15 protein-coding genes are annotated in these 15790 nt (G+C 28.2%); 13 read left to right on the top strand and 2 right to left on the bottom strand.

Features of this window, described 5'->3' with window-relative positions; all coding sequences use genetic code 11:
* The first annotated feature begins 26 nt into the window (after nucleotides 1–26).
* From ACWW38_RS02440 to ACWW38_RS02410, 7 genes are all read left to right on the top strand, one after another.
* Nucleotides 27–1427 (top strand): spore germination protein, encoded by a 1401-nt coding sequence (locus ACWW38_RS02440; protein WP_456259237.1) that lies wholly within the window; start codon nucleotides 27–29, stop codon nucleotides 1425–1427.
* The gene (locus tag ACWW38_RS02435; RefSeq protein WP_456259236.1) at nucleotides 1424–2539 is read left to right on the top strand and encodes a Ger(x)C family spore germination protein; all 1116 of its coding nucleotides are present in this window, start codon (nucleotides 1424–1426) and stop codon (nucleotides 2537–2539) included. Before ACWW38_RS02440 ends, ACWW38_RS02435 begins: the two co-directional genes overlap by 4 nt.
* 104 nt (nucleotides 2540–2643) lie before the next feature.
* Nucleotides 2644–3249, top strand: coding sequence for a nicotinate-nucleotide adenylyltransferase (gene nadD, locus ACWW38_RS02430; protein WP_456259235.1), 606 nt, complete (start codon nucleotides 2644–2646; stop codon nucleotides 3247–3249).
* A gap of 14 nt (nucleotides 3250–3263) precedes the next feature.
* Nucleotides 3264–3830, top strand: a complete 567-nt coding sequence (gene yqeK / locus ACWW38_RS02425; protein ID WP_456259234.1) for a bis(5'-nucleosyl)-tetraphosphatase (symmetrical) YqeK — start codon at nucleotides 3264–3266, stop codon at nucleotides 3828–3830.
* A gap of 11 nt (nucleotides 3831–3841) precedes the next feature.
* Nucleotides 3842–5104 (top strand): LCP family protein, encoded by a 1263-nt coding sequence (locus tag ACWW38_RS02420; protein ID WP_456259233.1) that lies wholly within the window; start codon nucleotides 3842–3844, stop codon nucleotides 5102–5104.
* 17 nt (nucleotides 5105–5121) lie between these two features.
* The gene (locus ACWW38_RS02415) at nucleotides 5122–5505 is read left to right on the top strand and encodes a RidA family protein (protein WP_456259232.1); all 384 of its coding nucleotides are present in this window, start codon (nucleotides 5122–5124) and stop codon (nucleotides 5503–5505) included.
* Nucleotides 5498–6400: an RluA family pseudouridine synthase gene (locus ACWW38_RS02410; protein WP_456259231.1), complete on the top strand. Its 903-nt coding sequence runs from the start codon at nucleotides 5498–5500 to the stop codon at nucleotides 6398–6400. Before ACWW38_RS02415 ends, ACWW38_RS02410 begins: the two co-directional genes overlap by 8 nt.
* A 50-nt stretch (nucleotides 6401–6450) precedes the next feature.
* Here the strand turns inward: ACWW38_RS02410 and ACWW38_RS02405 are convergent, their stop codons facing one another.
* Nucleotides 6451–7743: a serine hydrolase gene (locus ACWW38_RS02405; RefSeq protein WP_456259230.1), complete on the bottom strand. Its 1293-nt coding sequence runs from the start codon at nucleotides 7741–7743 to the stop codon at nucleotides 6451–6453.
* A gap of 160 nt (nucleotides 7744–7903) precedes the next feature.
* Between ACWW38_RS02405 and ACWW38_RS02400 the strand changes: the two genes are divergently transcribed.
* The 5 genes from ACWW38_RS02400 (at nucleotide 7904) to holA (ending at nucleotide 14246) form a co-directional block, all read left to right on the top strand.
* Nucleotides 7904–8575: a helix-hairpin-helix domain-containing protein gene (locus ACWW38_RS02400; RefSeq protein ID WP_456259229.1), complete on the top strand. Its 672-nt coding sequence runs from the start codon at nucleotides 7904–7906 to the stop codon at nucleotides 8573–8575.
* Between the two features lie 143 nt (nucleotides 8576–8718).
* Nucleotides 8719–8958: a hypothetical protein gene (locus ACWW38_RS02395; protein WP_456259228.1), complete on the top strand. Its 240-nt coding sequence runs from the start codon at nucleotides 8719–8721 to the stop codon at nucleotides 8956–8958.
* Nucleotides 8959–9111: 153 nt separating this feature from the next.
* Nucleotides 9112–11706 carry a P-type ATPase gene (locus ACWW38_RS02390; protein ID WP_456259227.1) on the top strand — a complete coding sequence of 865 codons (2595 nt, stop codon included), beginning with the start codon at nucleotides 9112–9114 and terminating at the stop codon, nucleotides 11704–11706.
* A gap of 94 nt (nucleotides 11707–11800) precedes the next feature.
* Entirely contained in the window at nucleotides 11801–13141 is a 1341-nt protein-coding gene (locus ACWW38_RS02385) for a ComEC/Rec2 family competence protein (protein ID WP_456259226.1), read from the top strand.
* Between the two features lie 82 nt (nucleotides 13142–13223).
* Nucleotides 13224–14246, top strand: coding sequence for a DNA polymerase III subunit delta (gene holA / locus ACWW38_RS02380; protein WP_456259225.1), 1023 nt, complete (start codon nucleotides 13224–13226; stop codon nucleotides 14244–14246).
* 64 nt (nucleotides 14247–14310) lie between these two features.
* Here holA and rpsT read toward each other — a convergent pair whose 3' ends face one another.
* Nucleotides 14311–14577 carry a 30S ribosomal protein S20 gene (gene rpsT / locus ACWW38_RS02375; RefSeq protein WP_456259224.1) on the bottom strand — a complete coding sequence of 89 codons (267 nt, stop codon included), beginning with the start codon at nucleotides 14575–14577 and terminating at the stop codon, nucleotides 14311–14313.
* A 227-nt stretch (nucleotides 14578–14804) separates the two neighbouring features.
* Here rpsT and gpr point away from each other — a divergent pair, with 227 nt between their 5' ends.
* Nucleotides 14805–15779 (top strand): GPR endopeptidase, encoded by a 975-nt coding sequence (gpr, locus tag ACWW38_RS02370; protein WP_456259223.1) that lies wholly within the window; start codon nucleotides 14805–14807, stop codon nucleotides 15777–15779.
* Nucleotides 15780–15790: the final 11 nt, after the last annotated feature.

Genomic DNA, 15790 nt, shown 5'->3' with positions numbered 1-15790 from the left:
CACAAACACTAAGATGGGTGATACTAATGAGTAGAGAATATATAGATTATTTGAAAAGTAAATTAGAAGATAGTTTTGATGTGAAGTTTAGAGAGATTCAAGTAAACGAAGGAAAGATATATGCTGTATTTATAGATAATTTATCTGATAAAAGTTTTATAAGTGAGTATATTATTTTACCGTTAATACAAAGCGAAAAATATGTAGATATAGATAGCGTAAAGAGAGAAATATTAAATGCAAATATAGTAGGAGATGTAGAGTCAAAAGAAGATGCAATAATGCATATATTATCAGGAGATTTAGTACTAGTATTTGATTTTTGGGATGCTGTAATATTTTGTGAAACTAAGAGTTTTCCTAAAAGGGGTATTAGTGATCCTAAAACTGAAAATGTAATTAAAGGTCCACAAGAAGGTTTTAATGAAGTAGTAGTAGATAACATTGCTTTAATAAGAAAAAGAGTTAAAAATGAAAATTTGAGATTTGAAAGTATGGTTGTAGGAAAAAAGTCTAATACAACAGTTGTATTAGCATATATAAAAGGGATAGCACCAGATAGATTAGTGGGCTACGTAAGAGACAAGATAAATAGCATGGAGGAAGATTTTATATTAGATATTAATTATATAGAGGAAAGATTAAAATCTAAGGGAACTATATTTGATACAATAGGATATACGGAAAGACCGGATAAAGCAGCTTCTAGGCTGTTCGAAGGAAGAGTTGTAGTAATTGTAGATGGTACTCCAGAAGTAATTACAGCACCTTACTTCTTTATTGAAAATTTGATGGCAGCAGATGATTATTATTCAAATAAGTACTTTGCAAATGCAGTAAGAATACAAAGATGGGTAGCTTTTTTTCTAGCAACTTTTTTACCAGGGCTTTATATAGCCTTAACTACCTATCATTTTTCACTTGTGCCTACAGTATTTGTTTTTAGATTTGCTATTGCAAGAGCGGTAGTTCCATTCCCAACAATTGTTGAAGTAATATTAATGACTTTTTTCTTTCAACTATTAAGGGAAGCAGGAGTAAGGCTTCCAGAACCGACAGGTCAAACCATGAGTATCGTTGGGGCGCTTATACTAGGGGACGCAGCTGTTGGTGCGGGGTTAGCTTCTCAAATTACAATAGTAATTGTTTCAATTGCTTCTATATCTACTTTCTTAATACCTAGTTTATATAGACCTATATCTTTATGGGGGCTTATAATATTACTATTTTCAGCTCTTTTAGGATTGCCGGGTTTTTATATGGGCTTTTTTACTTTCATAGCACATATCTCATCCTTAACCAGTTGTGGATATCCATTCTTATACCCATTAGGTACATTAGAATCATTTAAATACAAGGATGAAATACTTAGATCTGACTTAAATGAAATATCCAATAACTTATTTGATAGGGATGATGAAATATGAAAAAGATAGTTGCATTTTTTATGACAATAAGTTTGGTGTTTTGTACAGGATGCTTCAATTATAGAGATATAAACAAATTACTTTTTGCAACATCTGTAATTGTAGATATAGATCAAGGGAATCAACCTGTTTTATATGTAGAAGCTTTTAGAGCAATTGAAGGTACAGAAAGCGGAGAAAGATTGATTTTTAGAGGAAGAGGGAAAACTGTTTTCGAGGCATTGAGAAATATAACCTTAGGAACTAGTTTTAAAATCAACGTAACGCAAAATAGAGTGCTTATTTTTACTCAAAAGGCAGCTGAATATGGAATTGATAACTTTTTAGATTTTTTTCATCGAGATCAGGAATTTCTTAATAGACAATATGTATGTATTTATATTGGGGAACTAGAAAAGCTAGCTAATATAAAAACTAATGAGAGTAAATATGTAGGTATGTTTATTAATAGACTTTTATCTAATGTTGGAGCATCATCAAGAGGAATTCAGATTAATATAAATGATTATTATAAGCAAAGATTAGTGGGGGATAAGGTTAGTATAGTTCCAATTATTGAAATAAGAAAGGATGTTGGTGGGGATGATAAAATTCTTGTAAATGGGGGAGCTGTAGTTAAGAAAGATAAAATGGTAGGATCTATATCAAGAGATCAAGGGCAAGGCTTTAATTTTTTACTTAATAATGTTAATAGTGGAACCTTAGAGATAGCTAATCCAGACTTTCCAGGCAGTTTCATAACATTAGAAATATTAAAAACTAAAACAAAAACTGATATAGTATATGAAGATAAACAAATAAAATTAATAAAAAATATTAAGGTAAATACAGCTATAGGAGAAGTTCAAAAGGGACTAAATATAAATAAGAAGAGTTTAGAATCTATAAAAGAACTAGCAGCAAGTAATATAAGGAAAGCTTGTTATCAATTGTTTGATGAATATAAAGATAAAGGAATAGATATTTTTGACATACAAGAAGAGTTTTTAAGAAAATATAGGTATGAAAAAGGGGAAGATATTATAAAACAAACTAATTTAGCAATTGATGTTGAAGTAGAAATTGAAACAGGAAACGATGATATAGACTTTATCAACGTTAGAGGCGAGTAGTGAAAAAAGGCACTTCTTGCCTTTTATTTTTGAAATTTTGTGGTATACTTTTGGATGTGGGTTAATTTTAACTTCATAATATTACTGTAAAGGAAAGGTGTTATATGAACAGGAAGGGAATATTTGGAGGTACATTTGACCCTATACACAATGGTCATTTACATGTAGCATATGAAGCACTATATGATTTAGGGTTAGATAAGATAATTTTTGTCCCATCAGGCAACCCACCTCATAAAACTGAGAAATTAGTAACAGATTCAGAAATAAGATATGAATTAGTAAAAAAAGCTATAGAAGATGAGAAAAGATTTGATGTTAGCAGTTATGAAATACATAAAAGCGGTTTAAGTTATACTTACGAAACTTTAGAACATTTTAATAAAATTGAACCAGACACTGAATGGTATTTTATAACGGGAACAGACTGTTTAATGGAACTTAATAGTTGGAAAAACATCAATAGAATATTAAATTCTTGTAGATTTGTAGTCTTTAATAGAAGTGGATATAATAGATCAGAAATTATGGAGCAAAAAAAGCAATTAGAAAAAAAATATAATGCAGAAATAGTATATTTAGATATACCAATATTAGATATTTCTTCAACAAATATAAGAAATAAAATAAGAGAAGAAAAAAACATAAGTTATCTTATTCCTAAAAAAGTTGAAAGATTATTAGAAAAAATGAATTTGTATAAGTATTAATGGGGGAGAGTAAAATGTGGGAAGAAGAAAGAATGCTTAAATATTTAAAGGGAAATTTAAAAGAAGGTAGATTTAGACACAGTATCAGTGTAAAAGATACTGCTATAAAGCTAGCTGAAATTTATGGAGCAGATTTAGAAAAAGCAAAAATAGCTGCTCTTATACATGATTGTGCAAAATATGTAGATATTCAAAATATGTTAAATATTTTAGAAAAATATGGGGATAATAATAATAAGTGTTTTGAAATACCAGCAATATTACATGCTCCTGTAGGAGCTTATATAGCTAAAGATACTATGGAAGTAGAGGATAAGGATATTTTGAATGCAATAACTTATCATACTACTGGAAGAAAAAATATGAGTTTACTTGAAAAAATAATATACTTAGCTGATTATATAGAACCATTTAGAAGCTTTCCTGGTGTTGAAGATGTAAGAAAACTTGCTTATAACGGAGAGTTAAATAAGGCAATGCTTCTTTCTTTTGATAATACTATAAAGTATATAGTTGAAAGAGGTCAGCTTTTGCACAAAGATACTATAGAGGCTAGAAATTACATATTATGTGGTGAATAGGTGGATACACTATGTCAAAAAATAAGAAAAGAAAACCTTTTAAAATTTTAAAAGTATTTTTGATTTTTGTACTATGTTTAATTATTACAGGAGGACTGTATGTTTACTATGGACTTTCAAAGTTAAGCGAGAAAGCTGAAATTAGTAATAAAAGTTTTCAAAGTGATAATAATGAGTACGAAGATGATGATAAAAACTCTGTAAATATACTAGCATTAGGAGTTGATATAGGAACTCCTGGAGCTAAAAATGAAAATGATCCGAAGAGAACGGACACCATGATATTAATTCATTATAATAAAGAAAATAAAGATATTCAACTTGTTTCCATTCCAAGAGATACACTTATAAAGATAAATAGCAAAAATACTAAAATCAATGCTGCCCATGCAATTGGAGGAGTTGAATATTCTGTAGATGCTGTAGAAAAGCTTTTAAATATTGATATTGATTATTATGGAAAAGTTAACTATGATGGATTTAGGAAAATAATCGATTCCATTGGTGGTATTGATGTTGATATTAATAATAATATGAATTATGATGATGCTAGTCAAAATTTACATATCCACTTTAAAAAAGGTGAAACAGTACATTTAGATGGTAAAAAAGCAGAAGAATTTTTTAGATGGCGTAAAAACAATGACGGTACAGGTCTGGCAGAAGGAGATATTGGCAGAATAGAAAACCAACATATATTTATGTCAAAAGTAATAGATAAGGTGAAAAGCCCTAGGATAATACCGAGAATACCAGCTATACTTATGACTTTGCCTAAATACTGTGAGACAAATATGACAGCAGATGAAATAATCAAATACGGATATTCTTTCGTAAAGGCTTCTAATGTTAATATGGAAACTTTAAAAGGAGATACTAAGTATATAAAAGGAATATCATATTTTATATACGATAAAAATTATAATAGTCAATTATTAGCCAAAATACAGGATAGACAAATACCACAAAATAGTGTTAACATACAAAAGGACAATGTAAAAATAAAAGTTTTAAATGGAACTAGTAAATCGAGTCTTGCATCTAATTACAGAAAATATCTTCAGAGCAAAGGTTACAGCAATATATCTATAGGGAATGGAAGTTCTGCAAGTAAAAGTAAAATATTACTACAAGATAGTTTTAAAAGTAAACAAATAGAATCTATTAGAAAAGATTTTAAGATTAGTAATATAGAAGAAAACAATAAAACAGAATTTGATATTACAGTAATATTAGGTGAAGACTATGATTATATAAAACAAAAAATAAAATAAAACCTAGGAGGGTAAACATGGAAAAACAAATTATAAATACAAAAAACGCACCAGCTGCAATAGGACCATATACACAAGGAGTTAAAGTAGGAAATTTATTATTTACTTCAGGTCAAATCCCACTAGATCCACAAACTGGAGAACTTGTTACTGGGGATGTAGAAAAAGCTGCAGAAAGAGTTATGTTAAACTTAAAAGCAATATTAGAAGAAGCAGGCACTAACTTTAACAACGTAGTAAAAACTACTGTACTTTTAAGCGATATTAACGACTTTGGAAAAGTGAACGAAGTTTATGGAAGATATTTTACTGAAGATAAACCTGCAAGATCATGCTTCCAAATAGGAAAACTTCCAAAAGACGCTTTATTAGAGATTGAGGTTATTGCAGTAGTTGAATAACACTGATAATAAGCTAAAGTTTGAAGTTAAAACTGAAGAAGAAAACTTAAAACTAAGTGAGTACTTAAGAAATGTAGCAGAATTTTCCAGTAGATCTATAAAAAAAGCTGTACGAGAAGGAAGAATAAGGGTAAATAACAATATTGTAAGATTATCCTTTAAATTATCTCATGGTGATGTAATTGAAGTACAAATAAATAGGGAAGAAGAGCAAGATATCCTTCCAGAAAAGATGGATTTAAGAATAATTTACGAAGATAAAGATATTATTGTAATCGACAAACCAAAAGGTATAGTTGTGCATCCTACAAAAAGACATTTAAGTGGTACATTATCTAATGGAATACTATATTACTTCAAAGAAAAAGGTGAAAGTAGTATAGTTAGATTAGTAAATAGGCTTGATATGGATACTTCCGGGCTTGTGTTAGTTGCAAAAAATGCATATAGCCATATGGCCCTTTCAAGAGATATGGTTAAAGATGAATTTATAAAAAGCTATTTAGCAATTGTTCATGGAAATCTTAAAGAAAAAGTTGGAGTAATAGATAAGCCTATATATAGAGTTGGAGAAGGTACTATAAAAAGGATTATAGATGAAAGAGGCCAGAGGAGTATAACTAAGTTTGAAGTTATAGAGAGCTTTAAAGATGCAGACTTAGTGAAGTTAAACTTAGAAACTGGAAGAACTCATCAAATAAGAGTACATTTAAGTAATATAGGTCATCCTATTTTTGGAGATGCTCTATACGGACAAGAGGAAATCGATTATATAAATAGACAAGCTCTTCATGCTTATAGTCTACAATTTCCTCATCCTACTACAAGAGAGATAATGAAACTAGAAAGCAATCTTCCTGAAGATATGAAACAATTAATAGAAAAGTTAAAGTAACAATAGATAGGCACTGCCATTATTCATAATGAGCAGTGCCTATTTTTATATTATTCTTCATCTTTGTATCTTTCTCTATAATCCTTTATGATTTTATTTCTTTTATGTCTTTTTTTCATTAGTCTCTTTTTTCTAAGTCTTAATAAAAATAATATGATAAATAACGTAATTAATATGTATAAAGCTACTTTAACAGTACTCATAGACTTATTACCAGATTTACCGCTAAGAGAAGGAAGCAGATTTTTAGAAGAATGATCTACACTACTAGCTAAATTTAAAGTACCAATATTCTTATCTTTGTAAGTAACAGTTGCAGTTAGAATATTTTCACCTCTACTAAAGGACTTTCTATCTAAAGGTTTATTGTTAATAGTAACTTTAGGCAGTTCCGTAGAATTCTTTTGTGCAACATAATAAAAATCTTCTCCAGCAAGAAGAGGTATACTTGAATTATCGTCTATAGTAAACTTTTCTACCGGATCTCCCTTTAAATATAGTGGCTTTAGTGTAAAGTTTTGAAAACCATAGTCAAACAATACTCTAACATCTGTCCAATAAGTATGTTTTGTATCGTGAAGAAGTACAGCTATAAGTTTTTGATTATTTCTTGATGCAATAGCCACATAAGAATGTTTTGATTGGACGGTATAGCCTGTTTTTCCGCCTTCTGAACCTTCGTAATAGTATTTAGACTTTTTTTGTATTAAGTTATTTTTATTCCATAAAGGACGTTTTTCCGGACTTTTATTTGTAGGTTCTATATAATACATAGAAGTAGTAGCAATCTCTTTAAATTCCTTATGCTTGGCTAATTCCTTTAAAATTAAAGCTAAGTCTTTAGCAGTAGTCCTGTGGTTTTCATCATATAGTCCATGAGGATTAACAAAGTTAGTATTAGTAGCACCTAGTTCAATAGCTCTCTTATTCATTAGCTTTGCAAACTCTGTTGTAGAACCAGAAATGTGTTCAGCAAGTGCTTCTGCAGCATCATTTGCCGATTGCAACATTAGAGCATATAGCAAATCCTTAACTTTAATTGATTCACCTTGAAAAAGATATATCTTACTTCCATCTGCATTAGGTGGATTTTTTCCTACAGTAATAACATCATCTAACTTGCAATTTTCAAGTGTCAAAAGAGCTGTCATAATTTTAGTAGTTGAAGCAGGAGGGTATTGAGTGTCCATATTTTTTGAATATAAAATTTCTCCAGTAGTTGCATCCATTAAAACTATACCATCGGCGGAAATCGCTGATAATGAGCTTTTAGCTTCTGTCTTATATGAAAATAGTGAGAATGTTACCACAAATATAATTATGAAATTTACTATCTTACGCATTGGTTACCTCCTAGAGTTTATATAAATAGTATACCAAAAAAATTTTTCTATTCCTATAAAAAAGTTAATTAAATTATATATATCACAATTTATGGTTATTATTTTTATCTAGTGGATACAATTTATAGGTAAATGAGGTTATAAATACTGGAGGATAAGGATGGATAAAAAAAATAAATTAGTTGGTTCAATTATAATAGTAGTAGGGTGTACTATTTTCTTAATAGTAGGATATTTTCTGTCAAAACCTAAAGTTTTTAATAATGAAGATGTTTTTTTAGATAACAATATTAACAGCAGCAAAAATAAAAATCAAGTGATTTTAGAAGATAAAAGTGGTAATGACAAAACTGATAAAAAAATGAATACAGAAGAATTCAAGAAGATAGTAGTTGAAATTAAGGGAGAAGTTAAAAATCCAAATGTATACACTATGGAATATGAAAGTAGAATTTATGATTTAGTAGAAAAAGCAGGCGGATTTACAGAAAAAGCTGATAAGATGAGTATAAATTGTTCTATGAAACTAAAAGATGAAGACTGTATTGTAGTATATGGTAAAGGAGAAACCCCTAATTCAAATGCTGTTAATAATAAGGATTCTTTAAATAGAAAAAGCAGTACTGCAGCTAAAAGTGATAAAATTGACATAAATACTGCAAGTAAAGAAGAATTAAAAACTTTACCTGGAGTTGGAGATGTTACAGCTGAAAAAATAATAGACTATAGGGAAGAAAATGGAGGTTTTAAATCCATAGATGAGCTTACAAAGGTAAATAGAATAGGACCTAAGACTCTAGAAAAGTTTAGAGAAAAGATAGAGGCTAGATAGAGGCTAGATAGATTATTTACTTATTAGTTATGTTAAAGTTGCATATAATAAATTTTGAATTAATTTTATAAAAATGTTATAATACTACTTATGTTAAAACATATAGTTTATCGTATAATAAATATTAGAAGGAGAAATAAGTAATGGAAGAGATGCTAGAGAATTCTAAACCTATTAAGAAAGTTATATTTAAAAATAATACACAAGAACAATTAGGAGTAAAGGTTAATTTAACTAAAGGTAAAGAGTATGATTTATTGAGTGTAAAGGTTCCAGCTCAATATGAAATTAAACCATCAGTTAATAATGTAGTACTATACCTAATACAAGATGATAATGGAGAAAAACACTATTTCCTTTCAAACTATTTCGGAGATAAGTAAAATGAAGTGAGTCTTAATTAAGGCTCACTAATATTTTTTATAAGGTAAATTATAAAGTATAGTTAAATAGGAAGATTTTAATTAAAGTATTAAGCTATTTATACGACTATAGGTGTAGACTTATTAAGTAAATAAAAAGAACGAGGTATTTTTATGAAGGCTTGGTATAATCACAGTTGGAGTGACGTAGTAAAAGAGCTAAATAGCGATATAAAGTATGGTCTTACTGAGAAAGGAGTAGAAGAAAGCAGAAACTCCTTTGGGGATAATAGATCTTTAAACTTAAAAAATAAAAGTTTTAGTATATTGTTTTTAAAGCAATTGATAAAGAGCTATTCAATTATAGGAATAATAATTTGCGTACTATTATTTTACTTAAAAGAAATTAAGCTTCCTATAATTATATTAGGAATAATTATCTTTTGTTCAGCTTTTTATGCTTTAAAGGAATATAATAATCATAATAAATTAAACTATATAACAAAGATTACTCCGAAAAAAGCTTTAGTATTAAGAGAGAAAAAAATATTTAATGTTAATCCAGAAGAGCTTGTAGTAGGGGATATAATATATTTAGAAAAGGGAGATATAGTCCCTGCAGACATAAGAATAATAGAATGTGAAAATTTAAAAGTTAGAGAATCAGCTATTACCAGTGATAATCAGATAGTGGAAAAGTATGAAACAAAAATTGAAGACCGAGAAATATCTTTAAGTGAGATGAAAAACATGGTTTTCAAATCATCTTTTATAATGGATGGAACAGGTACTGGAATAGTGGTTCAAGTTGGAGATAATACTGAAATAGGCAGCATAACTAAGGATTTGTTAGAAAACAACCTTTCAAGAAGTGTTATAGAAGAAAATGTAAGCAAAATAGTTAAATATCCTGCAATGGTATTTTTTATAGTAGCTGCATTAATTTGTGCATATGGATTTTATTATAAACTTGATATGAAGAATATAATAAGGATATTAACTTTAGGGTACTTAACTATGGTACCAATGGAAATTGTATTATCAGTAGGGCTGATTTCTTTTGCAATAAAAAGAAAAAAGAAGAAGGATGGTATAGAACTTGAAGGATTGTCTTCAATGCAACTACTAGCTGGTACAAGCGTTATGCTATTTGACAAAGTTGGTACATTGACTGAAGAACATATGTATATAGATAGCTTTTTTTCTAATGGAAAAATAATAAAATTAAATTCTAGCGATTTAGAAGAAAATAAAGATAATATAGATAGAATATTAAATATAGGTCTTTTATGTAATGATGGTAAAGTTGATAATGATGGAAATATAGTAAAGGGAAGTTTAATTGAAAAGGCAATAATAAGATATGGCAAAGGAAATTTATTAAACAAAAAGACATTAGATGTAGAGCAGGAAAGAATTTTTCAGATACCCTTTGATTTAGACAAAAGAGTTAAGACTACGCTAAATAAAATAGATGACAAATATAGAGCAAATGTAGTAGGGGCAGTTGATAAGCTATTAGAAAGATGTACCCATATAATGAAAAATGGTATAGAAGTAGAAATTACCCCTAAAGACATAGTTGAAATAAGAGATGCTGATTTATCATTATCTTTAAATGCTCTTAATGTAATAGGACTTGCCTATAGAAATTTTAATTACCAGCCTAGTCCTAATGAAAATATAGAAAGCAATTTAGTTTTCGTAGGGCTTATAGGATTGGAAAATCCTACGAAGGAAGATTCCATAGAGGATGTAATGTACTGTAAATCATTAGCTATAAAGCCTATTGTTATGACAGATGATAATAGAATAACAGCAAATGCTTTTGGAGAAAAAATAAAGATATTAAATAAAAATGATTTAGTGTTATCTGGAGTTGAAATAGATAACATGAATGAAGATGAATTAGAAAAGTTTGTTGAGAAAGTAGGGGTGTATTCTAAGATATCTCCTAAGATTAAGTTTAGGATAGTGGAAGGATTCAAAAAGTTAGGATACGATTTAACTATTACCGGCAATAGATTTACAGATTTGCCTAGCTTTAGAGCTGCCCATGTAGGAATTGCTACAGGAAAAGAATGTACTAAAATCGCTAAAAAGTTAAGTGATGTGTATATTCAGGATAACAATCTTTTTAAAATACTATCATTAATAGAAGAAAGTAGGAAGGTTATCCAGTGTATAAAGAATATTATTATTTTTAATTTAATATCAGTCTTAATACAAGTCTTTAGCATATTCATTATAAATAATATTATAGATAATACTCTAACGGTAAATTTGATATCTATAGGGTTAATAAACTTTTTCACTTTGACATTAAGCTCTATACTGATATATACGCAACATAATAATATAGAGAATAATAGATATGAAAATATAAAAATAAACAAGAAAATCTTTAAAGATTATACATCGGGATTGATAATGTATGTAATATTTTTAGTAGCATCTGTAGGGATAACTTTTTATTTAGGAAATGTAAAGAGTGATATATTGGGTAAAATTAACATGTTTACTATTTTAAATTTAAATACTACAATCTTTGCATTTTATTTTATGGAGTTTAAAGATGTTATAAGAAATAAAATGTCTATTTTGGTAATTGCTATAAACTTAATTATATATGGAGTTACTTTGAAAGTACTTTATATAAGTAATACAATATTACTAAAAAATATATTTTGGGAATTAAAGATATTGCTTATAGCCCTTATTCTTCAAATTATATTTTTAAGATTTATAAAAGAAGTAGACAAAAAATAAAATATTTAACTGATTATACCTCAATATTATGGTTAAAATCATATGTTGAGGTATATTTTTATTGAGTAATTAATGATATTTACAGGAGTATAATATGAAAAGACCTTTAGTTTATTATTTTGTATCGGTTTATATAGGCTGTTTTCTACTTCTTATTTTAATGAATGGATATGTTTTATCAGGATCAATATTGGCAGCAATATTATTGGGAATAGTATTCTTTAATGAAGGTAAAAAAGAATTTTTAGTAATAACTACTTTTTTTATTATAGGATGCTTTAGTTTTTATCTATATTTTTCTATAAATATAGGACATGAATTAGAGGGAAGGGTCATTGAAAATAAAAAGGGGTATTATATAGTAAATTATAAAGGGAGAAAGGTAGAGCTCTACGGTAAGTTAAATAACTTAAAAGATGGAGAAAAAATAGTTGCCAAAGGAAATTTTAAAAGTGAAGAAGATTATTTTAAAGGAATTGTTGGAAAGTATAATGTTATAGAATATAGGAAAAAAGGTTCAGACTTTGTACAAGAGCTTTATAATTTTAGGGATAAATTATATATAAAATATAGTAAAGCATTAGATGAAAAAAAAGCATCAATAATAATGGCATGCTGCTATGGAGATACCAAATATCTATCATTTGACCAAAAGAAAGAGTTTAATGAGCTTGGAATATCTCATATTATTAGTGTATCAGGATTTCATATAGCTGTAGTATATAAGTTCTTAGAAGTATTTTTAGGAGTAAAGCTATCCTTAATTGTTGCTTTTATATATATGGTTTTTACAGGGGCTAAAGCTGCTACAATCAGGGCTTTTATAATGATATTAGTCTTAAAGTTTTCTAAAATAACTTATAGAAATTACGATAGCCTATCTGCACTTAGTCTAGCGGGACTTATGTTAATTATATTAAAACCCTATTATATATTAGATATTGGATTTAATTTATCGTTTTTAGCAACACTAGGTATAATTTTATATAATAAAAAATTTCAAAGGTATATGTATAGAATTCCACAAGGTATAAATGAACCTCTTAGCATGACTTTAAGTGCTCAGGTTTTTTCAATGCCTTATGTAATGTGTACAATTAAAAATGTTAGCATGTTCTTTATACCAGCAAATTTAATATTAATACCAATATATTCTATTGTAATTCTTCTAGGCAACATTGGGATCTTATTATTTAAAATAAATTCCTTATTCAAATTAAATATTTCAGCATTATATTCTATACTAACATCTATTGATGGTGCCACATATATACTACTTAAATTATCTCCACCAACAACAGAATATAATTTTCTCTATGGAGTATTTATGTTAGCACTATTTATGAATTTCATATTTGTAAAGCGTGGTTATAAAAATTTAAGATATTTCCCAGTAATTATGACATGTTTTATAATAATGTTCAACGTGATATAATAGAGTGAAAATAAGTTAGATATAGGCTAAGGTAACTGTCATCACAAATGATATTATATTAATTAAAATGGGGGAAATGATATTGATTGATTTACCATTACTAGAGCACAAACTTAAAAAAAACGAATTGAATAATTGCTATATATTTTGTGGAAGCGATGAACAAAGTATTAAAGAAAGTATAAATAAGATAATTAATAAGGCAGTAAATAAAGAATTTCTAGATTTAAATTATGTTCAATTAGATGGAACTAATGTAAACATAGATTCTATTATAAATGCATGTGAAACACTGCCTTTTATGAGCGATAAAAAAATTGTATTAATTTATAGAGCAAATTTTCTAAGGGACAAAGTAGATAAAGCCATGGAAAGTTTGTCTAAGGATATTAGTGAATATATAAAAAAACTGCCTAATGAATGTATACTTATAATGTATTACATTTTTGAAAATGATAGAGAAAAGGAAAGTTATAAACTAAAAAAATTAGATAAAACTGCTTCTATAGTTAAGGTTTCAAAGCTAAAAGGGGCTATGTTACAAAGAAAAGTAGAAGAAATTTTTAAAAGCAAAGGTAAAAACATCAGTAAAGCAGATCTAGCACTGTTTTGCAGTAATGTTGAAAATAATATGGACATTATTAAAAATGAAGTTGAAAAATTATGTTGCTATACTATAGATAGGGATATAACTACAAAGGATATAACTGATTTAGTGGTTGTAAAAAATGACAATGATATTTTTAACTTAGTAGATTTTATATCTCAGAAAAAACCTGAAAAATCACTAGATATATTAAACGAACTACTATTTAAAGGTGAATCAGTTACAGTAATACTGAGGATGATACAAAGACAATTTAAAATGTTATTTGATATTAAGATTGGAATGGAACAGGGAAAAAATAAAGATCAGATAGCCTCTGATTTAAAACTTCATCCATACATATGCGAAAAAATGATGCTGCAAAGTAAAAAATTTAATATAAGCCAATTAAAAAATAGCATGGAATTGTGTTTACATACAGAGAAAGTATTAAAAACTTCAACTGTGGATTCAAAGATTGAAATGGAATTGCTTATTATAAAGACAGCAACAGTATAGTCATTAGTGGATTAAAATATTAAAGGCATAAAATAAAAACCGGTGTTATCACCGGTTTATTTCATTAAGCGCTTAATCCATTTAATTTTGCAGCTAATCTTGATTTTTTTCTTGCAGCCTTGTTCTTATGTAAGATACCTTTTGCTGCAGCCATATCTAAAGCTTTTACAACTGATAAATACGCAACTTTAGCCTCTGCTAATTCATTACTAGCGATAGCAGATTCGAATTTCTTTATTTGTGTTTTTAATGATGATTTAATCATTTTATTTCTAAGAGTTTTTGTTTCTATAACTTTTATTCTCTTTTTAGCTGATTTTATATTTGCCATCTCATTTTCACCCCCTTATGATTTTAGTAGGGTTAAGCAGCTTTGGGGAATTCATAATTGAATTGCCTTACTCAACAAATGATATTATAGCATTATTTACTAGGCACTTCAAGTAGAAAATTTCTAAATTTAATATGTTGAAGTCCATAAATTGTTCAACTTTATGAATTATTATTGAAGAATTAGCGAAAAATATCTTTAAAAGTATGAAAAAAGGAAGTGAGTACATGAAAAATGTAAGAACTGACCTAGCTATAGAAGCAAAGGAACTATATGAAGAGCAGAATAGTAAAGAAATTTCAGGGGTTAAAATTGATGAGTATTTTGATAGTGGAATGAAAATTGTAGATGTCAATATACTAGATGAAATGGGAGAAAAGAACATGGGTAAGCCTATAGGAAGATATATTACTATAGAAATGCCCGAGAGTGTAAACCATGATAGAGATGTAATGGACGATGTAAGCGCGGTTTTTGCAAAGACACTATCCAGCATAATAAATTTGGATAAAAGCATGACAACTTTAGTAGTAGGGCTTGGAAACTGGAATGTAACTCCTGATGCACTTGGCCCAAAAGTTATTTCAAGACTCATGATTACAAGACATCTAAAGGAGCTCATTCCGGATAAAATAGATGAAAATATAAGACCAGTATGTGCATTATCTCCAGGAGTTTTAGGACTTACTGGAATTGAAACAGGTGAGATAATAAGAGCTGTTACTGAAAAAATAAAACCTAATTTAATTGTATGCATTGATGCATTAGCTTCAAGAAAAACAGATAGGGTAAATAAGACCATTCAGATTGGAAATACTGGTATTTCACCAGGTTCAGGTATAGGCAATAAGAGAATGGAAATTAGTGAGAAAACCTTAGGAATACCAGTAATTGCAATAGGAATTCCTACTGTTGTGCATGCTGCTACTTTGGCAAATGATACACTAGACATGGCATTAGATGCACTTATAAGCCAGTCAACAAAGGGAAGCGAATTTTATAATATGCTCAATTCCTTAGATAGAGAGGAAAAGCAGAGATTAATAAATGAAATATTATATCCTTATGTAGGAGATATGATTGTAACTCCAAAGGAAATAGATATGGTAATTGATTCAGTTTCAAAAATAATAGCAAATGGAATAAATATTGCTCTGCAACCTGCATTAGGATTAGAAGATATAAATAGGTATATAAATTAGTAATATTATTA

Source organism: Clostridium sp. JNZ J1-5 (genome assembly GCF_053901425.1).
Note: the sequence above shows the minus strand (reverse complement) of the source record. Positions and strands in the feature narration are given on the sequence as shown.